19 protein-coding genes are annotated in these 23,575 nt (G+C 66.3%); 6 read left to right on the forward strand and 13 right to left on the reverse strand.

The annotated features are described in order from the left end of the window. Positions 1-35: 35 nt before the first annotated feature. The 5 genes from ACSQ3O_RS05790 to ACSQ3O_RS05810 all read right to left on the reverse strand — a co-directional run bounded on the left by ACSQ3O_RS05790 (position 36) and on the right by ACSQ3O_RS05810 (position 4,418). Positions 36-1,085 carry a patatin-like phospholipase family protein gene (locus ACSQ3O_RS05790; RefSeq protein WP_137746652.1) on the reverse strand — a complete coding sequence of 350 codons (1,050 nt, stop codon included), beginning with the start codon at positions 1,083-1,085 and terminating at the stop codon, positions 36-38. Positions 1,086-1,218: 133 nt separating this feature from the next. Further along, positions 1,219-1,704 (reverse strand): nucleoside deaminase, encoded by a 486-nt coding sequence (locus ACSQ3O_RS05795; protein ID WP_283202037.1) that lies wholly within the window; start codon positions 1,702-1,704, stop codon positions 1,219-1,221. Then, positions 1,697-2,464 carry an ABC transporter permease gene (locus ACSQ3O_RS05800; protein WP_436138173.1) on the reverse strand — a complete coding sequence of 256 codons (768 nt, stop codon included), beginning with the start codon at positions 2,462-2,464 and terminating at the stop codon, positions 1,697-1,699. Before ACSQ3O_RS05800 ends, ACSQ3O_RS05795 begins: the two co-directional genes overlap by 8 nt. Positions 2,465-2,484: 20 nt before the next feature. After that, a complete protein-coding gene (locus ACSQ3O_RS05805) occupies positions 2,485-3,309 on the reverse strand; it encodes an ABC transporter ATP-binding protein (protein WP_436138174.1) in 825 nt (274 codons plus the stop codon). Positions 3,310-3,386: 77 nt separating this feature from the next. After that, positions 3,387-4,418 carry an ABC transporter substrate-binding protein gene (locus ACSQ3O_RS05810; RefSeq protein ID WP_137747070.1) on the reverse strand — a complete coding sequence of 344 codons (1,032 nt, stop codon included), beginning with the start codon at positions 4,416-4,418 and terminating at the stop codon, positions 3,387-3,389. A 402-nt stretch (positions 4,419-4,820) separates the two neighbouring features. Here ACSQ3O_RS05810 and ACSQ3O_RS05815 point away from each other — a divergent pair, with 402 nt between their 5' ends. Then, positions 4,821-5,639 carry an HDOD domain-containing protein gene (locus ACSQ3O_RS05815; protein WP_137746649.1) on the forward strand — a complete coding sequence of 273 codons (819 nt, stop codon included), beginning with the start codon at positions 4,821-4,823 and terminating at the stop codon, positions 5,637-5,639. Positions 5,640-5,718: 79 nt separating this feature from the next. Here the strand turns inward: ACSQ3O_RS05815 and ACSQ3O_RS05820 are convergent, their stop codons facing one another. From ACSQ3O_RS05820 to ACSQ3O_RS05845, 6 genes are all read right to left on the reverse strand, one after another. Further along, entirely contained in the window at positions 5,719-8,025 is a 2,307-nt protein-coding gene (locus tag ACSQ3O_RS05820) for an NADP-dependent malic enzyme (protein ID WP_436138175.1), read from the reverse strand. Positions 8,026-8,204: 179 nt separating this feature from the next. Then, positions 8,205-9,692, reverse strand: a complete 1,488-nt coding sequence (locus ACSQ3O_RS05825) for a nucleobase:cation symporter-2 family protein (RefSeq protein WP_063462474.1) — start codon at positions 9,690-9,692, stop codon at positions 8,205-8,207. 204 nt (positions 9,693-9,896) lie between these two features. Next, on the reverse strand, positions 9,897-10,583 hold the full coding sequence (locus ACSQ3O_RS05830; protein WP_436138176.1) for a GntR family transcriptional regulator: 687 nt from the start codon (positions 10,581-10,583) through the stop codon (positions 9,897-9,899). A gap of 28 nt (positions 10,584-10,611) precedes the next feature. Then, positions 10,612-12,456, reverse strand: coding sequence for a methyl-accepting chemotaxis protein (locus tag ACSQ3O_RS05835; protein ID WP_436138177.1), 1,845 nt, complete (start codon positions 12,454-12,456; stop codon positions 10,612-10,614). 135 nt (positions 12,457-12,591) lie between these two features. Beyond that, positions 12,592-13,431, reverse strand: coding sequence for a transporter substrate-binding domain-containing protein (locus ACSQ3O_RS05840; RefSeq protein WP_436138178.1), 840 nt, complete (start codon positions 13,429-13,431; stop codon positions 12,592-12,594). A 27-nt stretch (positions 13,432-13,458) separates the two neighbouring features. Continuing rightward, positions 13,459-14,739, reverse strand: a complete 1,281-nt coding sequence (locus ACSQ3O_RS05845; RefSeq protein ID WP_298449924.1) for a C4-dicarboxylate transporter DctA — start codon at positions 14,737-14,739, stop codon at positions 13,459-13,461. A 216-nt stretch (positions 14,740-14,955) separates the two neighbouring features. Between ACSQ3O_RS05845 and ACSQ3O_RS05850 the strand changes: the two genes are divergently transcribed. Continuing rightward, on the forward strand, positions 14,956-16,296 hold the full coding sequence (locus ACSQ3O_RS05850; RefSeq protein ID WP_436138179.1) for a glycerate kinase type-2 family protein: 1,341 nt from the start codon (positions 14,956-14,958) through the stop codon (positions 16,294-16,296). 105 nt (positions 16,297-16,401) lie between these two features. Here ACSQ3O_RS05850 and ACSQ3O_RS05855 read toward each other — a convergent pair whose 3' ends face one another. Then, entirely contained in the window at positions 16,402-17,319 is a 918-nt protein-coding gene (locus ACSQ3O_RS05855; protein ID WP_436138180.1) for a LysR substrate-binding domain-containing protein, read from the reverse strand. A 160-nt stretch (positions 17,320-17,479) separates the two neighbouring features. Between ACSQ3O_RS05855 and gcl the strand changes: the two genes are divergently transcribed. The 4 genes from gcl to ACSQ3O_RS05875 all read left to right on the forward strand — a co-directional run bounded on the left by gcl (position 17,480) and on the right by ACSQ3O_RS05875 (position 21,593). Beyond that, a complete protein-coding gene (gene gcl, locus ACSQ3O_RS05860) occupies positions 17,480-19,270 on the forward strand; it encodes a glyoxylate carboligase (protein WP_436138181.1) in 1,791 nt (596 codons plus the stop codon). 168 nt (positions 19,271-19,438) lie between these two features. Next, complete coding sequence (gene hyi / locus ACSQ3O_RS05865) at positions 19,439-20,218, forward strand: hydroxypyruvate isomerase (RefSeq protein ID WP_436138182.1); 780 nt, start codon at positions 19,439-19,441, stop codon at positions 20,216-20,218. Positions 20,219-20,258: 40 nt separating this feature from the next. After that, positions 20,259-21,173 carry a 2-hydroxy-3-oxopropionate reductase gene (gene glxR, locus ACSQ3O_RS05870; RefSeq protein WP_137746639.1) on the forward strand — a complete coding sequence of 305 codons (915 nt, stop codon included), beginning with the start codon at positions 20,259-20,261 and terminating at the stop codon, positions 21,171-21,173. A 177-nt stretch (positions 21,174-21,350) separates the two neighbouring features. Then, the gene (locus ACSQ3O_RS05875; protein WP_436138183.1) at positions 21,351-21,593 is read left to right on the forward strand and encodes a hypothetical protein; all 243 of its coding nucleotides are present in this window, start codon (positions 21,351-21,353) and stop codon (positions 21,591-21,593) included. A gap of 153 nt (positions 21,594-21,746) precedes the next feature. On the opposite strand, the gene ggt is transcribed toward ACSQ3O_RS05875, so the two are convergent. Then, positions 21,747-23,537 (reverse strand): gamma-glutamyltransferase, encoded by a 1,791-nt coding sequence (ggt, locus tag ACSQ3O_RS05880; protein ID WP_436138184.1) that lies wholly within the window; start codon positions 23,535-23,537, stop codon positions 21,747-21,749. Between the last annotated feature and the right edge of the window lie 38 nt (positions 23,538-23,575).

The following is a 23,575-nucleotide window of genomic DNA, read 5'->3' on the forward strand; positions in this document are numbered from 1 at the left end:
GAAGGGCTCTGTGCCGGAAGGGTTTGTTGGCTGCTCTACTTGAGGGCTGGGCAGGAGTCGTCCAGCTTGGCCAGGCCCGCCAGCTTCTGCAGTCGGCTGCGGTTGTCCAGGCAGGCCTGGTACTGCGCCTCGGCCGCTTTCTGCTGGGCCTGCGCTGCCGCCTTGCTGCGTTCTGCCTGCAGCTGGGCCACACGCTCGCGGATCTGCGGCATCACGGCCAGCGCGGCCTTTTCGCCTTCCACGATGGCATTGGCGCGCTGGCTGAAGTCGGCGGCGCCGATGTCCAGCACCTGGGGACGGATGATCACGTCGGCCCGCGCCAGCTCGGCCTGGCCCAGCTTCTGGCCCATGATGGCAATCGACTGGTTGAGCGCGCCCAGCATGTTGCCGGGCGTCTGGCCCCGGGCCTTGTTGGAGATGTCCACGGCGATCACGATGTCGGCACCCAGCTGGCGCGCTGCATCCACCGGCACGGGGCTCACGATGCCGCCATCCACAAAGTGGTACTTGCCGATGGTGACGGGCTGGAACACGCCTGGCACGCTGCTTGATGCGCGCACGGCTTGGCCGGTGTTGCCGCGTGCAAACACCGTGCGCTCGCCGTCTTCCAGCCGCGTGGCGACGACCACAAAGGGCTTGGCCATCTGCTCCAGCGGCTTGCGGCGTACTTGCTCGTTCACATAGTCTTCAAGCTTTTGGCCTAGCACCAGCCCGCCGGACGACAACTGCAGGTCGCGGATCTTGGCTTCGTCCAGCGCCACGGCTTTTTCCTGCATCTCGAAGGCGTTCATGCCGCTGGCGTACAGCGCGCCGACCACGCTGCCTGCGCTGGTGCCCGAGACCACGGCGGGCGCCAGGCCGTTGGCCTCCAGCATCTTGATCACGCCAATGTGCGCAAAGCCTTTGGCCGCACCGCCGCCCAGGGCGATGCCGATGCGGATGGGGCTTGTGCCGGGCGCGGTGAGGGTGGAAAGGGGCGTGGCGTCGCTGCCCGCCCCTGTCTGGGTCGGGGCTGTGCCGCCACATGCGGCCAGACCTGCTGCGGCCCCAAGGGCCAGAAGGCGCAAAAGAATGGTCAAGCGCATGCCGGGTGATCCTGCTGTCGTCCAAACGGGGCGGGCAGTATAGCGGCAGGGTGCCTGCGGCCTGGGTTGTGGGGCTGATTGCTCCTAAAAGAGGAGCGATATGCGCATTGTGGGCGGGCGGCGAGGCTGTTTATTACCAAAAATCGCGGTGCAGAGCCGCGATCTCGTCCTGCACCGCAGGCACCGGGCCCAGCACCTCGGTGGGGCGCTGGCCGCCCGCAAACACCGTGCGGCAGGGCAGGGCCAGCGTGGGGTTCTCGGGGTGGTCGCCCGTCAGGGCGAGCAGGGCGGTTTCTTCGGCGCCATACAACACGCGGCCGATGCCCGCCCAATAGATGGTGCCAGCGCACATGGCGCAGGGTTCAAAAGTGGTGACCAGGGTGCACTGGGCCAGGTAGGCGCTGGGATAGTTGGCCGCCGCTGTGCGGGCCAGCGTGCTCTCGGCATGGTTCACGGTGTCGATGTTGCCCTGCTCGGCCAGCACCGTTTCGCCATCGGGCGCAACGAGCAGCGCGCCGAAGGGGTGGCGGCCCATGTCCTTGGCGCGCTGGGCCACGGCGTTGGCGCGGCGCAGCAGCGTGGCTGCCTGGGCTTCGCTCAACGCCGTCGGGTTATTCACCTTGAGAACCCCGGTGCGCCCAGCCGGTAGTGCGCTTTTCCACCCAGCTGAACAGCTCGTACATCACCATGGCCATGGCACCCACCACCATCAGGCCTGCAAACGCCAAGCCCATCTGCATGGACGAGCCTGCGCTGATCAGCAGGTAGCCGATGCCTTCGTTCGCAGCGGTCATTTCGGACACCGTGGTGCCCACAAAGGCCAGCGTGATGGCCACCTTGAGCGAGCCGTAGAAGTACGGCATGGATCGGGGCAGGCCCACTTTGGTCAGCACGTCCCAGCGCTTGGCGCCCAGCACGCGCAGCACGTCTTCCAGCTCGGGCTCCAGCGTGGCCAGGCCCGTGGCGATGTTGACCATGATGGGGAAGAAGCTGATGAGGAACGCCGTGAGGATGGCCGGGCCCACGCCGATGCCGAACCACACCACCAGGATGGGCACAAAGGCGGCCTTGGGCAGCGCGTTGAAGGCGGTCATCAGCGGGTACACAGCGGCATAGGCGATGCGCGAGCTGCCGATCACAAAACCCAGCAGCACACCCACCACGATGGCAATGCCAAAGCCTGCCATGGTGACCCAGAAGGTACGCCAGGCATGGCCTGCGACGACACCGCTGAACTCCACCAGCTGCACGCCGATGGCCCAGGGGCTGGGAAACAGGTATTCAGGGATGCTGAAGGCTGAGCAGACGATCTGCCACAGAAGGATGATGGCGACGAGCAGGATCCAGGGGGACCAGCGCTCCACGGTTTTCTTGTGCATGGGGATGAGGCGCTTTCTTCTTATTGCTGAATGGGCGCGCCCGCTTTGCGCAGGGCGCCGATGTGGCCGCGCAGCTCGTGCACGATGTCGGTGAACTCCTTGGTGTAGGTGATCTCCAGGTCGCGCGGGCGGGGCAGCTCAATCTCCTTCTTCACCACAAACCGGCCGGGGCTCTTGCTCATCACATACACCGTGTCGGCCAGGAAGACCGACTCGCGCAGGTCGTGCGTGACCAGGATCACGTTGAACTGCTGTTCGGTCCACAGGTCGCGCAGGATGCACCACAACTCCTCGCGGGTGAATGCATCGAGCGCGCCAAACGGCTCGTCCAGCAGCAGCATCTTGGGCTCGTGGATCAGCGCGCGGCAGATGCTGGCGCGCTGCTGCATGCCGCCCGACAGCTGCCAGGGGAACTTGTCTTCGTAGCCCGCGAGGCCCACCTTCTGCAGCAGCTTGCGGGCGCGCTCTTCGTATTCCTTGCGCTTTTGCTTGAAGTTGCTGCGGTAGGGCTCGACGATTTCGAGCGGCAGCAGCACGTTGTCCACCGTGGTGCGCCAGGGCAGCAACGAGGGCGCCTGGAAGGCCATGCCCGAGACCTTCAGCGGCCCCGTCACCGGCTGCCCGTCGATGAGGATCTTGCCCATCGACGGCATCTTCAGCCCGGTGGCCAGCTTCATGAAGGTGGACTTGCCGCAGCCGGAGGGGCCGACGATGGCGATGAACTCGCCGCGCCGCACCTGCAGGTCGATGGCCTCGACCGCAAACTGGTTCTTGGCGCGCAGCTCGTCGTTGTAGGCGAGCCAGACATCGCGGAAGTCCACAAAATAGGAATCGGCAGCCAGCATGGAAAGTTGTTCTTTTTTGAATAAAAAGGCTGCTTGCGCCTGTCCAGTAAGCGCAAGCAGCTATCAAATTAATAGTTTTACTTCTTCGGCAGGATGTTGAGTTCCGCCGTGCTGGGCAGGAAGCTGGGGTTCCACACGTCGTCCGCGTTCACGCGGGTCTTGGTGTTGAACGCGTCGGACACCTGCGACGCCATCAGCGACAGGCGGCCGGGCACGGCCTTGCCGAAGCCTTCGGCGCGGGCGTCGGGGCTGTTGATCACGGTGTCGATGGCCAGCTGCAGGCGGCGGGTTTCGAGCGGCACGTTCACGATGCCGTCGCGTGCCTTCACATGTTCGATGGCGGCTGCGGGGTTGGCGATCACTTCCTTGGCGCCCTTGGCAAAGGCCGAGAGGAAGGCCTTGATGGCGGCCGGGTTCTCCTTGATGAGCTTGGGGCTGGCGATGATCACGTTGCCATACAGCTTCACGCCAAAGTCGGCGTAGGGCAGCACCACCACGTCGGCGGCCTTGGCGCCACGGGCTTCCAGGTTGAGCAGCGAGGTGAAAGTGAAGCCGGTGATGGCGTCCACGTCGCCGCGCACCAGCATGGTTTCGCGCAGTGGGGGGTCCATGGCGGTCCAGGTCACGGCGCCGATGCCGTTGGCCTTCTGGAAGATGGGGAACGCGCGGCGGCCTGCGTCAAACACGGGGGCGCCCAGCTTCTTGCCGGCCAGGTCGGCGGGCTTGGTGATGCCGCTCTTCTTGAGGGCCATCACCGATGCGGGCGTGTTGTTGTAGACCATCATCACCGCCACGGGCTTGTTCTGCGCGTCGGGGTTGTTGGCGTGGAATTCCATCACGGCGGCCAGGTCGGCAAAGCCCATGTCGTAGGTGCCCGAGGCCACGCGCTGCACCGCGCCACCCGAGCCGTTGCCTGCATCTACCGCCACGTCCAGCCCCGCTGCCTTGAAGTAGCCCTTGGCCACAGGCTGAAGGAACAGGGCGGCGGGGCCCTCGAAGCGCCAGTCGAGCTGGAACTTGATGGGCGTGGTGGCCTGTGCGTGGGCGGTGCTGAAGGTGCTGGCGGTAGCGAGCAGGAGAGCGGCTTGCAGGAGGGTGCGTTTGTTCATCATGAAGAGGTTCCTGTCAGAAGACGGCGGGAGAAGGCGGTAGCACAACGGGGCACTGGGCGGCCCCAGGGCTCGCCACCGTGCCATGGTGGGCCAGTCAGCAAAAACGATGCCTGGTTTCACCGGGGCGGGGAGGGGGTGCGGGCTATTGTTCGCCAGTTTGGTGCACGCGGTTCTACAGGCTTTCCCGAAATGGTGCAAAGGGGTTTTGGCGGTCCGAGGCTGGAGGCAACAAGCTTCGCGCCCATGGGGTCCGCTAAATCGGTGCCGAGGCGCGCGGCGGGGGCGCACATTGGGGCAAACGCGCAGGCCGTGCCCGCCCGCCGGTGGTACAACAAAAGCCCTGCATTCACTTTGTGGTTCCCGATCTCATATCCACACCAACACTTGGGAGGGCTTCTCATGGCAGACATCCAGGCTTTTTTCGAGAACGTGCAACTACCCACCATCCCCGACGTGGCGCGCGAGCTGATCGCCACGATGAAGGACGATGACATCCCTTTTGAGAAGGTGCGGGGGGCGATCTCCAAGGACCCGGCCCTCACGGCCAAGCTGATCCGCCTGGCCAACAGCGCACGGTTTGGCCTGCCCCGGCAGGTGGCGTCGCTGGACGATGCCATCACCATGGTGGGGCTGAATCAGGTGCGCACACTGGCGCTGGCGTCCTGCATGTCGGGCGTGTTCAAGGATGCGCCCGGGGTGGATGCGGATGCCTTCTGGAAGGAGAGCATGGCCATTGCGGGCTATTCGCAGTGGCTGGCCCGCACGCTGGGCTCCAATGTGCAGGAGTCGTGGCTCGCGGGCTTTCTGGTGCGGCTGGGTGAGCTGATCATTGCCCAGAAGGCGCCCGAGCAGATTCCGGCCATCGAACAGCTGCCCCACCATGCGGGTGGCCGCTGGGAGCGCGAACGCACGCTGCTGGGCTTTACCGAAGCCCAGGTGACGGCCGAGCTGGCGCGGCGCTGGCGCTTCCCCGACACCATCACCCGCGCGCTGGAGACCGCCGAAGACCCCGTGGCCGCCACCCCGTTCTGCCGCCTGGGCGGCATCCTGCATGTGGCCACCCTGCTGGCCGAAATCGGGCTGGAAGAGCCCATGTCGCCCGCCGACACCATTGCCAGCCTGCCCGCTGAGATCAAGAAGGCGCTGCAGCTCGATTCCCACTGGCTGGCCGAGCACCTGCCGCCGGTGGCGGACTATGTGGATGTCTCTGTTCGTTGAAGTTGTCTCACACAAAAAGAAAGGCCCCGAGGGGCCTTTCTTTTTGGCGTAGCGCGATCAGCGCTCTCAGCGATATCCGTCAGGCCGCGCGTGCAGCAGCGCTGGCCACGGCCAGGGCCGTCATGTTGAACACCCGGCGCACCGTGGCGGCAGGCGTCAGGATGTAGGCTGTGGCGGCGCCACCCATGAGGATGGGGCCCACGGTCACGCCGCCGCTGGTGGTGGTCTTGAGCACGTTGTACAGGATGTTGGCGGCATCCAGGTTGGGGCAGATCAGCAGGTTGGCCGAATCGGTGAGCGTGGAATCCGCCATGTAGGCGTTGCGGATGTTCGGCTCCAGCGCGGCGTCGCCGTGCAGCTCGCCATCGCACTCGATCTCGGGGTGGGCAGCCACAAACAGGTCGCGCGCCTCGCGCATCTTGCGGGCCGAGGCGCGCTTGGACGAGCCATAGCTGGAGTGCGACAGGAAGGCGACCTTGGGCGGGATGCCAAAACGCTGCACTTCCTGCACTGACATCCAGGCGATGTCGGCCAGTTGCTGGGCCGTGGGGTCTTCGTTCACATAGGTGTCTGCAATGAAGAGCGTGCCCCGGTTGGTCATCAGTGCGTTGAGGGCCGCGTAGTCGCGTGCGCCTTCCTGGCGGCCGATGATGCTGTGGATGCGCTCCAGGTGCGTCTCGTACGTGCCCACCAGGCCGCAGATCATGGCGTCGGCGTCGCCCAGCGTGACCATCAGCGAGGCGATGATGGTGTTGGAGCGGCGCACGGCCGCCTTGGCCACTTCGGGCGTGGCGCCATTGCGCTTCATCAGCTGGTGGTAGTGCTCCCAGTACTGGCGGAAGCGTGGGTCGTCCTCGGGGTTGCACACCTCCACATCCTTGCCCAACTGCATGCGCAGGCCGGCTTTTTCGATGCGGGCTGCGATCACGGCGGGGCGGCCGATGAGGATGGGCTGGGCGATCTTGTCGTCGATGGCCATCTGTGCGGCGCGCAGCGCGCGCTCGTCCTCGCCGTCGGCGTAGGCCACGCGCTTTTTCGCTTCGGGCAGGGCCTTGGCCGCGTTGATCACGGGGCGCATCAGCATGCCGGTCTGATAGACAAAGCGCGACAGCGTCTCTTTGTAAGCCTCCATGTCTTCGATGGGACGCGTGGCCACGCCGGATTCGGCGGCGGCCTTGGCCACGGCGGGCGCGATCTTGAGGATCAGGCGTGAGTCAAAGGGCGTGGGGATCAGGTAGTCTGGGCCGAAGGTCAGCTCTTTGCCTGCGTAGGCGCTGGCCACCTCCTCGCTGATGTCGGCCTTGGCCAGGTCGGCAATCTGGCGCACGCAGGCCAGCTTCATGGCCTCGGTGATCTTGGTGGCGCCGCAGTCCAGGGCGCCACGGAAGATGTACGGGAAGCACAGCACGTTGTTGACCTGGTTCGGGTAGTCCGAGCGGCCGGTGGCGATGATGCAGTCGGGGCGGATGGCCTTGGCCAGCTCGGGGCGGATTTCAGGCTCGGGGTTGGCCAGAGCCAGGATGATGGGCTTGGGGCCCATGGTCTTGACCATTTCGGCCGTGAGCACGCCGGGGGCCGAGCAGCCCAGGAACACGTCGGCGCCATTGACCGCATCGGCCAGTGTGCGGGTGTCGGTCTTTTGCGCGTAGGCCGCTTTCGATTCGTCGTAGCCACCGGGGCGGCCTTCGTAGATCACGCCCTTGGAGTCGCACACAAAGATGTTCTCGACCTTCACGCCCAGGCCCACCATCACGTTCAGGCAGGCAATGGCGGCCGCGCCCGCGCCCGAGACGGCAATCTTGACCTGGTCGATCTGCTTGCCCACCAGTTCCAGGCCGTTGAGCAGCGCCGCGCTGCTGATGATGGCCGTGCCGTGCTGGTCGTCGTGGAACACCGGGATGTTCATGCGCTTGCTGAGTTCGCGCTCGATGTAGAAGCACTCGGGCGCCTTGATGTCTTCCAGGTTGATGCCGCCCAGCGTAGGCTCCATCGCCGCGATGATCTCGACCAGCTTGTCGGGGTCGCGCTCGGCCAGTTCGATGTCGAACACATCGACACCCGCAAACTTCTTGAACAGGCAGCCCTTGCCTTCCATCACCGGCTTGCCCGCCAGCGGGCCGATGTCGCCCAGGCCCAGCACGGCCGTGCCGTTGGTGATCACGCCCACCAGGTTGCCGCGCGAGGTGTAGTCGAACGCCTTGGACGGATCGGCCTGGATGTCGAGGCAGGGGTAGGCCACGCCTGGCGAGTAGGCCAGCGACAGATCGCGCTGATTGGACAAAGGTTTGGTGGGGGTCACCGCAATCTTGCCCCGGCCGGGGTTGCGGTGGTATTCGCGCGCAGCGTCGCGCAGCGATTCTTCGGCGGCGGAAAGTTTCTGGGTCATACGGAAATCCTGGAAGTCCTCGGCGGAATGCAAAACAAGCGTACCCGATGGTGGGGTGGGTGCGCATGCCGGTTTATGCGGATGCGGCATGAAGCCAAAACCCCCTTGCGGCAAGGCCAGCAAGAGGGCAGGGCCCCGGGGGGCGGGGCGGGGTTCTTCGGCAGCGGGCAGGCGGGATGCTAGTGGGCGTCGGCCTGGCGTGCGGCGTTCACAGCGGCGGAGGTGTCGCGGCTGGCGCCATTGAAGAAAACGTTCAGGGCCACAGCCGTGATCGAGGCCAGCAGGATACCGGATTCGATGAGGGGGTGGATCGCATGCGGCATCCACTGGCGAAAGCTCGGTGCAATCAGCGGGATCATGCCCACGCCAATCGACACGGCCACGATCATCGCGTTGAAGCGGTTGTGCTTGAAGTCCACCCCGCCCAGGATGCGGATGCCCGTGGCCGCCACCATGCCGAACATCACCAGCCCCGCGCCGCCCAGCACCATGGTGGGCAGCGATTCGACCAGCGCAGCCATCTTGGGCAGAACGCCCAGCACGATCAGGATCACGCCACCGGCCACACACACAAAGCGGCTCTTAACGCCCGTGACGGCCACCAGGCCCACGTTCTGCGAGAAGCTGGTGTAGGGGAAGGTGTTGAAGATGCCGCCCAGCAACGTGCCCAGGCCGTCGGTGCGCAGGCCGCGCGTGAGGTCGGCCTGCTCGATCTTGCGGTCGGTCATCTCGCCCAGCGCCAGGAACATGCCGGTGGATTCGATCATCACCACGATCATCACCAGTGTCATGGTCAGGATCAATATGGGGTCGAACACCGGCCCAGCAATCTCGAACGGCAGCACCAGGTCAAACCACTGCGCCTTGGCCACTTTCTCGAACGACATCAGGCCCATGGCCACGGCAATCACGGCGCCAATGACGATGCCCAGCAGCACCGAGATGTTGGCAATGAAGCCCTTGGCAAACTTGGCGATCAGCAGGATGGACACCAGCACCACGGCCGAGATGCCCACACCCGTGAGGTCCGCGTATTTGGGGTTGGGCACCGTGGGCACCACCGCAAAGCCCTTGGGCACAGGCGGCAGGGACGAGCCGGGCGCACCGGCAACAGACTGCATCTCGCTGAGCCACTTGATGTGCTCGGGATTCACCACATTGGGCGCGGTCGGCCCCACGGGGTTGCCAAAGATCCAGTTGATGCCCACGCGCATCAGGCTGATGCCGATGACCGCAATGATGGTGCCGGTGACCACCGGTGGAAAGAACCGCAGCATGCGGCTGACCAGCGGCGCGATCAGGATCGAGATCACCCCTGCGCCGATCACCGAACCAAAAATCAGCCCGGCCCCGGCGGTGCCCCCTGTGCTCTGCGCCATGGACACCATGGGCGCCACCGAGGCAAAGGTCACGCCCATCATCACCGGCAGCCGGATGCCGAACCACTGCGAGGCGCCCAGCGCCTGGATCAGCGTGACGAGCCCGCAGACGAAGAGGTCGGCAGAGATCAGCTTGGCCACCTGGTCGGGCGTGAGGTTGAGCGCGCGGCCGACGATGAGCGGCACGGCCACCGCACCGGCATACATCACCAGCACATGCTGCAAGCCCAGCGCTGTAAGGCGCCCCAAGGGCAGGTGTTCGTCCACGGGATGCACGGGCGGGGTCATGGGAATTCCTTTTGTACGGGGCCTGAGGGATGGGCGGCGATCTGTGTGCAATGTGGTGCACAGCAGTCCATACAAAAATCGTATACAAAATATGCGAAACGGCTTATCCCGGTAAACCCTAGGTCCAGCGGCAACGCCCTCCAGCGCGCCAGGCGGTGGAGGGGGTAGAGAGGGCCTGTGGCCGACGCCGGAGTTGCGGGCGGGTCAGGGCACGCCGCGTTGCCCCGCCAAAGGGGCCAGCGATTCACGCAGGCGGTCGCGCACCAGTGGCTGGTCGGGGTTGAGTGCGGCTTCCACATGGCCAATGTGGGCCAGCAGACGTTCGCGGGCCAGAGCCGTGTCGCCGGATTCGAGCGCCTCCACGATGGCCGCGTGCTCCGCGCACGACTGGCTGGCCTCGTGGCGCGACTGGTAAAGCGATGCAGCGAGTGTGGTGCGCGCCGTGAGGTCGCGCAGGATGTCGCTCAGGCTGCGGTGGCCCATGACCTCGGCCAGGCACACATGAAAGTCGGCCAGCAGGAAGGCGCGTGTGGCCGCGTCCGCACCCTCGATGGCGCGCTGCTCGTCGGCAATGTGGGCGCGCAAGCGGGGAATGACCGCCTGCAGCGGGCGCCCCGCATCGGCCAGGATGCCCGATTCAATGATGCGCCGGGCCGAAAACGCATCGCGGGCGTCGTCCACCGACGGCTCCACCACATACCAGCCCCGGCGCGGGCGCACCTCGACAAAACCGCGCGCTTGCAGCTGCATCAGCGCTTCGCGCACCAGGGTGCGGCTCACGCCGAACAGATCGGCCAGCTCCTGCTCGCCCAGGCGCTCGCCGGGGGCGAGCTTCTGGGCCAGGATGGATTCCACCACCTGCTGGGCGATCTGGTTGGGGCTGATGCTCATGGGAGGGCTGTGGGCGTGGGCAGTGGCGTCAGCGCGGTAGCGCCAGGCGCGGGTTGGAGGAGGGTGTGGCGGGGTCGCCGTCGAGCTTAAAGCCCGCTACCGTGCGCGCAAGGTGGTGGGCCTGTTCGTTCAGCACGGAAGACGCGGCGGTGGATTCTTCCACCAGGGCAGCATTTTGCTGTGTCGCGCGGTCCATCTCGGCCACGGCCTGGTTGATCTGGCCGATGCCGGCGCTCTGCTCGGTCATCGATCCGTTGATCTCGCCGATGATCTGCGCCACGTGCTGGATGTCCTGGACGATCTCGCCCATGGTCTTGCCTGCAGCCTGAACACGCTGCGTGCCCGTGGCCACGCTCGCGCTGGAGGCGTCAATCAGCGCCTTGATCTCCTTGGCAGCTGTGGCGCTGCGGTGGGCCAGGCTGCGCACCTCGCTGGCTACCACGGCAAAGCCTCGGCCGTTTTCGCCAGCACGGGCCGCCTCCACCGCCGCGTTCAGCGCGAGGATGTTGGTCTGGAACGCGATGGAGTCGATCACGCCGATGATCTCGCCGATCTTGGCCGAGGCGGCCGAGATCTCGTCCATCGTGGTCACTGCGCCCGCCGCCACCTCGCCGCCCCGCGTGGCCGTGGCGCTGGCCGAATTGGCCAGGCGCGTGGCCTGCGCGGCGGCTTCTGCCGACTGCTTGACGGTGACGGTCAGCTGCGACAGCGAGGCCGAGGTTTCCTGCAGCGCGCTGGCCGAGCCTTCGGTGCGGTTGGACAGGTCCTGGTTGCCAGCCTTGATCTCGTCGGTGGCAGTCTTCATGGACTCGACGCCCTGGCGCACGTCCTGCAGTACCGTGCCGATCTTCTCGACAAAGCTGTTGAACGACACGGCAATCTGCGCCACCTCGTCGCGCCCCTGCACGGGCAGGCGGTGCGTGAGGTCGCCGCTGCCTGAGCCGACTTCATCCATCGCGTCCCGCACCTGCGACAGGCGGCGGAACGACTGCGCGGTGAGCAGCGCAGTGACGCCGGCTGCCGCCAGCACCAGCAGCACGATGGCGATGGCCGATGTGCGTACCACTTGGCCCAAGCCCGCTGTGGCTTCGGCTTTGTCCAGCGCCACCACCAGCAGCCAGTCGGTGCCCTGCACGGGCAACGCGCGCAGCAGCTTGGGGGTGCCGTTGAGGTCTGCCTCCAGCGAATGGCTGGCGCTCTGCAGCGACGACACCACGGCGGGCGTGAGCGCGGCAGACACTTCTGCGACGGGCTTGAGCATGCGCTTCGCGTCGGGGTGGGCCAGCACCAGCCCTTCCTTGTTGATTACAAAGCCCAGGCTGCTGGGCGTGGGGTGCACCGCAGCCACCACTTCCTGTACGCCTTTGAGCGGCACCGCGCCGCTGACCGCGCCCTGCGCCGTGCCGCTGCGCAGAATGGGCGCAGCGAACGAGACGAAGGGCTCGCCGGTGGAGGCGTCGCCATAGGGCTTGGTCACCACCAGCTTGCCGGCCTGCAGCGCGGTCTTGTACCAGGGGCGGGTCGTGGGGTCGTAGGTGGGCGGCGTGGTGCTGCTGCTCGACACCCAGCTCTTGTCCTGCCAGCCGCCCGTGGTTACCGGGAAGCCTCCAGATTGGTTCATGTGCAGCACCAGGCCCTTGGGGTCGCCGGGCTCGACCACGGCAGCCGTCGCCGTCACGGCCGTGGCCTTGGCTGCCACCCATTTCTCGATGGCCAGGGTGTTGCCCGAGGCAATCGCTGCCAGGTTCTCCTCGATGGTCTGCAGCGTGGCCGACCGCACGATGGTGTAGGTGGCCGCGCCCGTGAGCGCCAGGGCCACGGTGACGGCTGCAGTGGTGATGAACAAGATGCGGGTGCGAAGCGAGGTGATCATGGGAGTGCTGCCTTGGCCGGGGAGAGGGGCGGAGCGGTGAGGGTGGCTGTGGGTTGCTTCGGACCTGTGCACTGTGTGTTGTGCGGAAAGTAATGCGGCCAGGTGGTGGGCTAGCGGATGCTGCTGCGCGCAGTCTCAGCCTTTGCCGTCCTTGAACATGTCCGGTGACAGGCTGTGCTTGAACCAGTGCATCGCGTTGACCATGAGCGCCTGTGACGACCGGGCCTGGGCCAGGAACGCGTCCACCCGCGCCAGCAGGCGCGGTTCGCCCTTGCGCACGCCGATGTAGCAGGGGCTTTGCCGCAGCACCGCCACGCGGCGCACGCGCTCGCGCAGGGCGGTGTCGGGAATGGATTCGGCCACCACGTTGCCCGCGGCGAACGCATCGATGGTGCGGCGCACGTAGGCATCGAGCAGGGGCGCCGAGCTGTCGAACGCCACGGCCGTCGCATGCGCTGCCTGGGCCTTGAGTTCGGTTTCTTCGAGGCTGCCGCGCACCACGCCCACGCGGCGGCCCTTGAGCGCGGCCAGGTCCGTCGGGCCCGTGCCAGAGTCGCTGAAGACGCCCATGTAGGTGGGGGCGTAGGCCGTGGAAAAGTCGATCTCGCGCTCGCGCTCGGCGGTCTTGCCCAGGCTGGCGATGACCAGGTCCACCCGGTCTTCGCGCAGCGCCGCCAGTCGCTCGCCGCTGGCCACGGGCAGGGTCTTGAGCGACACGCGCAGGTCGCCGGCCAGCATGCGCGCCACTGCGATGTCAAAGCCGTCCAGAACGCCGTTCTTCGTGAAGCCGAATGGCGGAAACTCCTGCGGCACGGCCACCCGCAGCACGCGGCTCTTGAGAATGCGTTCGAGCTGGTCCGGTGCATCGCCCTTGCCTTGTGCGGCGGCAATGCCCCAGCCCAGCGTGCACAGGCCCGCCGCGCCTGCGATGGCGCTGCGCCGGGTCGGGTGGGAGTAGAGGGACGGCTGGGCCATGGTGGTGCCTCGCGTGGCGCGTTGGGTTTACTTCTGCAGCGGCGGCACGGCCTGGCCGTCCAGCACGGCATGGGCGCGCTCGCGGTCGATGTCGCCCTCCCACGCGGCAATCGCCACCGTGGCCACGCAGTTGCCGATCAGGTTGCCCAGGGCGCGGGCGATGCCCATGAACCAGTCCACCGACAGCACCAGCACCAGCCCGATGGCGGGGATGGCCGGAATGGCGTGCAGCGTGGCCGCCAGCACCACGATGGCCGAGCCCGGCACGCCGTGCGCGCCCTTGGAGGTGACCAGCGAGATCGCCAGGATGGTCAGCAGGTCGGTCATGGTGATGGGGGTGTTGGTGGCCTGTGCGATGAACACGGCCGCCAGCGTGATATAGATCGAGAACGCGTCCAGATTGAACGAGTAGCCCGTGGGGATCACCAGGCCCACGGTCGAATCGCGGATGCCCATGTTCTTGAGCTTGGCCATGATCTGGGGCAGCACGCTGTCGGACGAGGTGGTGGCGAACACCACGGCCAGCTCCTCGCGCAGGTAGCGCAGCAGCTTGAACAGGCTGAAGCCCGAGAACCGCATGATGAGACCCAGCACCACCACCACGAACAGGAACACGGCCACGTAGAACAGCACCACCAGCATGCCCAGCTGCTTGAGCGAGCCGATGCCGTACTTGCCCACCGTGAAAGCGATCGCACCCAGCACGCCCAGCGGGGCCAGCTTGATGATCAGGCCCATGGTCTTGAACAGCACATGCGACAGGTCTTCAATGAGGCCGGTGACGCGTGCCCCGCGCTCGCCCAGCAGCGCCAGCGCGCAGCCGAAGATGATGGAGAACAGCAGCACCTGCAGCACGTCGCCGTTGGCAAAAGCGCTCACAGCCGTGGTGGGGATGAGCTTGAGCAAGAAGTCGCTGAAGCCGCCGCCTGTGAGCTTGCTGGCGTTTTCTGCGTAGGCGCCCATGGCCTTGGGGTCCAGCGCCTTGGGGTCCACGTTCATGCCCACGCCGGGCTCGAACCAGAACGCCAGCGCCAGGCCCAGCACCAGAGCGATGGAGGTGACCACCTCAAAGTAGATCAGCGACTTGACCCCCACGCGCCCCACGCGCTGCAAATCGCCCGTGCCTGCAATGCCGTGCACCACCACGCAGAACACGATGAGTGGGATCAGCATCTTGATGAGCTTGATGAAGCCGTCGCCCAGCGGCTTGAGCTGCACGGCCGTGTCAGGCCAGAGCAGCCCGATGGCCACACCGGCAATCAAGGCCAGGATCACCCGGCCGAAGAGGGAGTTGAAGAAGCGAAGCATGGGAACCCTTTGGTGAGAAAAAGGATGGAGGTGCGCTGCAATCAATCTTGCATACAAGAAATGTAGACAACTGTTGCAGGCCAGAACATGGGGTTATCCCGTGCTGTGCACCGCTCTGGCGTGTTGCCATCCCCTGCCTGGGTTGAAGTAGTTTTGACTTTGGCGCACTGCTGTGCGGGTGACCGTGGCCCCACAATCGCCCGCGGAGACAACCCCATGACCATCACCGACACCGTGCCCGACCCCGTTCGCCAGAGCGGGGAATTCCTCGAACACCTCTACCGTGTGGCTGTGCGCCGTGCACTGCCGCTGCACAACACCGCTGCATTTCTGCCCCCCCCACCCAGCCGCGAGAGCGGCGGCCGCACCCTGGTGCTGGGCGCCGGCAAGGCCGGTGGTGCCATGGCCCAGGCGGTGGAGGCGCTGTGGCCGGCCGATGCGCCGCTGTCGGGCCTGGTCGTCACGCGCTACCACCACACGCCGCCCCGGCCCGCAGGCCTGCCGCAGCGCATCGAGGTGGTCGAGGCCGCACACCCGGTGCCGGATGCGGCGGGGCTGGCGGCCGCAGAGCGCATCCTGGCGCTCACCCAGGGGTTGACCGAAAACGACCTGGTGCTGTGCCTGATCTCGGGCGGCGGCTCGGCTTTGCTCACCCTGCCCGCCGATGGGCTCACGCTGGAGGACAAGCAGCGCATCAACAAGGCCCTGCTGGAGAGCGGCGCCGCCATCGACGAAATGAACTGCGTGCGCAAGCACCTTTCGCGCATCAAGGGCGGGCGGCTGGCGGCGGCCTGCGCCCCTGCGCGCGTGGTCACGCTCACCATCAGCGATGTGCCGGGTGACGACCCGTCGGTGATTGCCAGCGGCCCTACCGTGCCTGATGCCACCACCTGCGCTGACGCGCTGGCCATCTTGGCGCGCTACCGCATCGACATCCCGGCCAGCGTGCGTGCCGCGCTGCAGGCGGGTGATCTGGAAACCCCCAAGCCCGGCGATGCCGCATTCGCAGGCCATGCCGTGCACATGACGGCCACGCCCCAGCAGTCGCTGGAGGCCGCCGCCGAGGCGGCGCGTGCAGCGGGCGTCCAGGCCCACATCCTGTCGGACGAGATCGAGGGCGAGTCGCGCGAGGTGGGCAAGGTGCACGCTGCGCTGGCGCGGGCCGTGGCGCGGCACGGCCAGCCGTTTGCGCGGCCCTGCGTGGTCCTCTCGGGCGGCGAGACCACCGTCACCATCCGCACGCGCGCTCCTGGCGCCGCCAAGGGCCGGGGCGGCCGCGCGGGCGAGTTCTGCATGGGGCTCGCGCAGGCGCTGCAAGGCCAGGCGGGCGTGTGGGCGCTGGCGGCGGACACCGACGGCATCGACGGCGTGGAAGACAACGCGGGTGCCTGCGTTGCGCCCGACACCTTGGCGCGTGCCGCCGCGCAGGGGCTTTCCATCGCGGACCACCTGGACCGCAACGATGCATACGGCTATTTCGATGCACTGGGCGACCTGGTCATCACGGGGCCCACGCACACCAACGTGAATGACTTTCGCGCACTACTGATTTTGTAGCTTTAAACCCATGGTAGGCGCGCGGTAAGCCCTTCTTTTATTAAGATTTTTCGTCTGTAGCACCCGGTGCCCCGCTGGCGCGGGCCACGCCCGGCGGAGCCCGGTTCAGGGCGATAGCCGCTTCTCCTCCCACCAGTCCTTGGCAAACCGCCCCTGCAGGAACGCCACAAACGCCTGCACCTTCTGCGGCACCAGGCGCGGCGACGGGTACACCGCATGAATCTCCTGCTCGGGCAGGCGGCAGGTCTTGAGCACCTCCACCACGCGCCCGGCGGCCAGCGACTCCACCGCCACGTAGTGCGGCAGCGCCGCGATGCCCATGTGCGCACGCGCCGCCGCCAGCAGGGCCGAGAGGTTGTTGGACCGCAGCCGCCCCGTGACGGGCACCGACACCGCCTCGCCGCTTGCATTGCGCAGCCGCCACAGGTCGTTGCCCTGCACGCTGCTGTAGATCAGCGTGGCGTGGTCCTTCAGGTCCGACGGTCTACGCGGCGTGCCGTGGCGGCGCAGGTAGGTGGGTGAAGCCACCAGCACCCAGGGGTTCATGCCCAGTGTGCGTGCACCCAGCGCCGAGTCGGCCAGTTTGCCCAGCCGGATCGCCACGTCGATGCCATTGGCCACCAGGTCGGTGTAGCGGTCCTCGAAGCTCAGGTCCAACTGCACCTGTGGATTCTGCGCCATGAACTCCAGCGCCAGCGGCACCACCACGCGCCGCCCGAACGCGACCGAGCTGCCCACCCGCAACTGGCCGTGCACCTGCGTCTGGCGCACGCGCACCACGCTCTCGGCCTCGGCCACGTCGGTCACGATGGCCTTGCACTTCTCGTAGTACAGCGCACCGGGCTCGGTCAGGCTCACGCCGCGCGTGTTGCGGTTGAGCAGCCGCACTTTCAGATGCGTCTCCATCGCGGCGATCTGTTTGGTCACGGTGGGCTGCGTGGTGGTGAACTCCTGCGCCACCTTGGTGAAGCTGCCGGTCTCCACCACCCGCACAAACATCTGCATGGCATCGAGCCGGTCCATCGTTGTTGTCTCCTGGGGCTTTTGGGCATGGTGGCGCGGGCGCGCGCCGTGGCTTATTCCTGTGTGGAATAAATTTTATGGTTCATCGCCACCTTCCGCACCACGGGGGGCTTGCCTAGAGTGGGGCCATCCAACCGATAGCAAACCCAGGAGATGTGCAATGGCAAGAATGAAGGCCATCGAGGCCGCCGTAAAAGTGATGGAAAAGGAGGGCGTGAGTGTCGCATTCGGCGTGCCCGGCGCGGCCATCAACCCGCTGTATGCAGCGCTCAAGGCGCATGGCGGCATCGGCCACATCCTGGCACGCCATGTGGAGGGCGCCAGCCACATGGCCGAGGGTTACACCCGTGCCGTGGCCGGCAACATCGGCGTGTGCATCGGCACCAGTGGCCCTGCAGGGACTGACATGATCACCGGCCTGTACTCGGCCAGTGCGGACTCCATCCCCATCCTGTGCATCACCGGCCAGGCGCCGCGCGCCCGCCTGCACAAGGAAGACTTTCAGGCCGTGGACATCGCCAGCATCGCCAAGAGCGTGACCAAGTGGGCCACCACGGTGCTGGAGCCCGCCCAGGTGCCGCAGGCGTTCCAGCAGGCCTTCCACCTCATGCGCTCCGGCCGACCCGGGCCGGTGCTGATTGACCTGCCCATCGACGTGCAGCTGGCCGAGATCGAGTTCGACCCTGACACGTACGAACCCCTGGCGCCCTACAAGCCTGCCGCCACCCGTGCGCAGATCGAGAAGGCACTGTCCATGCTGAACGACGCCGAGCGTCCGCTCATCGTCGCAGGCGGCGGCATCATCAACGCCGATGCCTCCGACCTGCTGGTGCAGTTGGCCGAGGTTCTGGGCGTGCCGGTGATCCCCACCCTCATGGGCTGGGGCAGCATCCCGGACGACCACCCGCTCATGGCCGGCATGTGCGGCCTGCAGACCAGCCAGCGCTACGGCAATGCCACCATGCTCGCCAGCGACTTCGTGCTGGGCATCGGCAACCGCTGGGCCAACCGGCACACGGGCTCGGTGGATGTGTACACCAAGGGCCGCAAGTTCGTGCATGTGGACATCGAGCCCACGCAGATCGGCCGCGTGTTTGCGCCGGACTTCGGCATCGTCTCCGACGCGGGTGCGGCGCTCAAGCTCTTTGTGGAGGTGGCGCGTGAATGGAAGGCGGTGGGCCAATTGCGCGACCGCAGTGCCTGGACGGCCGAGTGCCAGGCCCGCAAGCACAGCGTGGATTACCTGCGCAAGACCCATTTCGACAGCGTACCCATGAAGCCGCAGCGTGTGTACCAGTGCATGAACCGCGCACTGGGCAAGGACGTGTGCTACGTCTCCACCATCGGCCTGTCGCAGATTGCAGGCGCGCAGTTCTTGCACGTGTACCAGCCGCGCCACTGGATCAACTGCGGCCAGGCCGGCCCGCTGGGTTGGACGGTGCCCGCCGCCCTGGGCGTACGCGTGGCCGACCCGGCGCGCAAGATCGTGGCGCTGTCGGGCGACTACGACTTCCAGTTCATGATCGAAGAGCTGGCCGTGGGCGCGCAATTCAAGCTGCCGTACATCCACGTGCTCGTCAACAACAGCTACCTGGGCCTGATCCGCCAGGCGCAGCGCAGCTTCAGCATCGACTACTGCGTGCAGCTCGCGTTCGACAACGTGAACATGGCCGAGGGCGAGGTGGCGCGCTGTTATGGCGTGGACCACGTGAAGGTGGTCGAGGGCCTGGGCTGCAGGGCCATCCGCGTGCACCGCCCTGAAGAGTTCGCACCCGCCATCGCCCAGGCCGAGGCCTGGATGGCGGAGCACCGCACCCCTGTGGTCGTCGAGGTGATCCTGGAGCGCGTGACCAACATCGCAATGGGCACGGAGATCGACAACATCGTCGAGTTTGAAGAGCTGGCCACGCAGGCAGCAGATGCGCCGAGCGCGCTCGCCATGCTGGATTGATGCAGCGCCTGGTGGTGCGCGGATTCATCCCCCAAACCGTTCAGCCTGAGCTTGTCGAAGGCTGCCCCAAGCCCTGGCTTCGACAGGCTCAGCCCGAACGGTGGTGGGAGAACGCGAGCCACAGCGCCAGTCCCATTGTTCTGATTCATTGTCACGGAGAGTTTTTCTATGCCCCGTTTTGCTGCCAACCTCAGCATGCTGTTCACCGAGGTGCCTTTTCTCGACCGCTTCGAGCGCGCTGCGCGCACGGGCTTCGAGGCTGTGGAATTTCTGTTCCCGTATGAATTTCCCGCAGAGGAAATCCGCGCGCGCATCGACACACACCGGCTGCAGATCGTTCTGCACAACCTGCCCGCTGGCGACTGGGCCGCAGGAGAGCGCGGCATCGCCTGCCACCCCGATCGCATCGCCGAGTTCCGCGCGGGTGTGGCCCAGGCCATCACCTACGCCAAGGCGCTGGACGTGCCCCAGCTCAACTGCCTGGCGGGCAAGGCGCCTGCCGGTGTGGCGGCCGACGTGCTGCGCCGCACCCTCATCGACAACCTGCGCTTTGCGGCCACCGAGCTGAAGGCCGCTGGCCTGCGCCTGCTGATCGAGCCCATCAACCCGTTCGACATCCCTGGCTTCTACCTGACCCGCACCGACCAGGCGCTGGACATCTTGGATGAAGTGGATGCCAGCAACGCCTTCGTGCAGTACGACATCTACCACGCGCAGCGCACCGAAGGCGAAATCGCCGCCACGCTGCAAAAGCACCTGCCGCGCATCGGCCACGTGCAGCTGGCCGACAACCCCGGCCGCAACGAACCGGGCACCGGCGAGATCAACTACCGCTACCTGTTCGCGCACCTGGACCGCATCGGCTACGACGGCTGGGTGGGCTGCGAGTACCGGCCCGCGCGCACCACCGAGATCGGCCTCTCATGGCGCAGCGCCTTGACCGCTTGAAAGCGAATGAACCACAACACACAAACAGGAGAACAAGAACATGACTGACACCCCTCTCAAACTCGGCTTCATCGGCCTGGGCATCATGGGCGCGCCCATGTGCGGCCACCTCATCGCTGCGGGCCACCAGCTGTACGTGCACACCCGTGGCCGCGTGGCGCCGCAGATCGCCGAGAGCAGCGCCACACAGTGCACCACCGCGCGCGGCGTGGCCGAGCGGGCCGACATCGTCTTTCTGATGCTGCCCGACACGCCGGATGTGGAGAAAGTGCTGTTTGGCGCAGACGGCGTGGCCCACGGCCTCAAGGGCAGCGCGGGCAAGGTGGTGGTGGACATGAGTTCCATCTCGCCCGTTGCCACCAAGGACTTCGCGCGCCGCATCGAGGCCCTGGGCGCGCAGTACCTGGATGCGCCCGTCTCGGGCGGCGAGCTGGGCGCCAAGAACGCCACGCTGTCCATCATGGTCGGCGGCCCCGAAGCGGTGTTCGACCGCATCAAGCCGCTGTTCGAGCGCCTGGGCAAGAACATCACCCTGGTGGGCAGCAACGGCGACGGCCAGACCGCCAAGGTGGCCAACCAGATCATCGTCGCCCTGAACATCGAAGCCGTGGCCGAGGCGCTGCTGTTTGCTGCCCGCGCGGGCGCCGACCCGGCCCGTGTGCGCCAGGCGCTGCTGGGGGGCTTCGCATCGTCGAAGATCCTAGAGGTGCACGCCGAGCGCATGATCAAGCGCACCTTCGACCCGGGCTTTCGCATCGGACTGCACCAGAAGGATTTGAACCTCGCGCTGTCGAGCGCGCGGGCGCTCGGCGTGCCGCTGCCCAACACTGCCATGGCGCAGGAGCTGTTCAACGCCTGCGTGGCTCATGGCGGGCAGGGCTGGGACCACTCGGCGATGGTGCGGGCGCTGGAGAAGATGGCGAATTTTGAGATTGGGCAGGGTGTGGCGGCTTGAACGATGGGCCTCAGGCGTCCGGGGCGCGGTGGCTTAGAGTTGCAGCAGTTCCAGAGCGCTTGCAGACCACCGATGAAACATGACTGCCCCTACTGCGGAGCCGCCCTTGGGTGGCGATTGGTGACATCCAAGCCACTCCCGGGTGAGCGAAAGATATTGCCTCAGCGCGCAGTGCCCGTGTGCCCGGCATGCCAGGGCGCGCTGGCCACCAACATCCATTGGTCGGAAGGCGTGCTGGGTTGCGCTGCGGCGCTGCTGGCCTTTCTGTTGCAGCAGTTGCTATCCGGAGCCGTGCAGCCAGGTTCCGGGTTTTTCATGCTCATGGGCGCGGTGATGGCCGCCATGGTCGCGCTGGCGGTTTTCTTCCACTTCCGCTATTGGCGGCACTGGCAAAGGTACAAGCCCTACGTGTCCCCGTAACTTTGCCAGCGCCAAGCGTGGGCAAAAGGGGGATGCTTGGCAGGGCCAGAGGCGCAAAAAATCCCGCACACCTCTCGGTGAGCGGGATTTTTGATTCAAATTGGCCGCTACCGCCCGTTCATCAAGCGGTAATAGCTATCAATTAAATAGCAATCAATACCCCAACGTCTTCCCATCCGGGTTGCGTGGGTCCGAGTAGCCATACAGCGCGCCGCCCCGGATCTGGATGGTCTGCGTGCGGCCCATCGAGGGCTTCACGGCGATGTTGTGACCGCGCTGCTTGAGCAGGGCAATGGTGTCGGGCGACAGGCCCTTTTCCACGCGCAGCTCGTCGGGCGTCCACTGGTGGTGCACGCGGGGTGCGGCAGCGGCTTCGGCGGGGTTCATGCCGAAGTCGATGGTGTTGACCACCGTCTGCAGCACCGTGGTGATGATGCGCGCACCGCCAGGGCTGCCCGTCACCAGGGTGGGCTTGCCGTCTTTCAGCACCAGGGTGGGCGTCATGGACGACAGGGGGCGCTTCTTGGCGGCCACGGCGTTGGCGTCGCCGCCGACCAGGCCGTAGGCATTGGCCACGCCGGGCTTGGCCGAGAAGTCATCCATCTCGTTGTTGAGCAGGATGCCTGTGCCCTTGGCGACGATGCCGCTGCCGAAGTTGGTGTTGAGCGTGTAGGTCACGGCCACGGCGTTGCCCGCCTTGTCCACCACCGAGTAGTGGGTGGTCTGGTCGCTTTCATACGGCTGGGGCTGGCCGGGCTTGATCTCCTTGGCGGGGCGCGCGCGGTTGGGGTCGATGCCCTTGGCCAGCGACTCGGCATAGCGCTTGGAGGTCAGGCCCTTGAGCGGGATCTTCACGAAGTCCGGGTCGCCCAGGTATTCGGAGCGGTCGGCATACGCCAGCTTGCTGCTCTCGGCCATGTGGTGGATGGTCTGCGCGCTGTTGGGACCCCACTGGGCCAGGGGCAGGGGCTCCAGCATGTTGAGGATTTGCACCAGGTGCGGGCCGCCCGAGGAGGGGGGCGGCATGGTCACGATCTCGTAGCCCCGGTAGGTGCCGCGCGTGGGCACGCGCTCGGCCACCTTGTATTCGCGCAGGTCCTGCAGGCTGATGGCGCCGGCGTGCGGGGCCATCTCGGCCGCGATCTTCTGGGCGATCTCGCCTTCGTAGAACGCCTTGGCGCCCTGCTGAGCGATGAGGCGCATGGACTGGGCCAGGTCTTTTTGCACCAGCGGGCCGCCTACCTTCAGGGGCTCGCCGTTCTTCCAGAAGATGGCCTGGGTGGCGGGCCACTTACCCATGTTCTTCTTTTCCTGCTGCAGGATCTTGGCGAGCGTCTCGCTCACCGGGAAGCCCTTGTCGGCCAGTTCGATGGCGGGAGCGATCACACGCGACAGGGGCAGGGTGCCCCAGCTTTTGAGCGCATGTTCCATGCCGGCCACGGTGCCGGGCACACCCACGGAGTAGTGGGTGTAGAGCGACTTGCCGTCCACCACGTTGCCTTTGGCGTCCAGGTACATGTCGCGCGTGGCCTTCAAAGGGGCCACTTCGCGGAAGTCGAGCGCCACGCTCTTGCCGGTCTTGGCGTCGTGCACCACCATGAAGCCACCACCACCCAGGTTGCCCGCATTGGGCAGGGCCACGGCCAGCGCAAAGCCGATGCCCACGGCCGCGTCCACCGCATTGCCACCGGCTTTCAGGATGTCCAGGCCAATCTGCGAGGCCAGTTCCTGTTCGGTGGCGACCATGCCATTGCGTGCCACCACGGGGTGGAACACGTCCATGTCGAAGTCGTAGGCCGCGCTGGCAGCGCGTGCGGCGGCGGTCTGCTGCGCCTGTGCCGGTGCGGCGGGCGCAGCCACCTGCTGCGGCGCGCTGCCGCAGGCGGTCAGGCTGGCCAGTGCCAGCGCCAGGCTGGAGGCCAACAGCGTGTGTCGGATGTTCATGGAAGCTGCTCCTTGGTTTTTGCTTTGTAGAAAAGGGA

It is taken from the genome of Acidovorax sp. LjRoot74, from assembly GCF_964254355.1.
Lineage (GTDB): Bacteria > Pseudomonadota > Gammaproteobacteria > Burkholderiales > Burkholderiaceae_C > Acidovorax.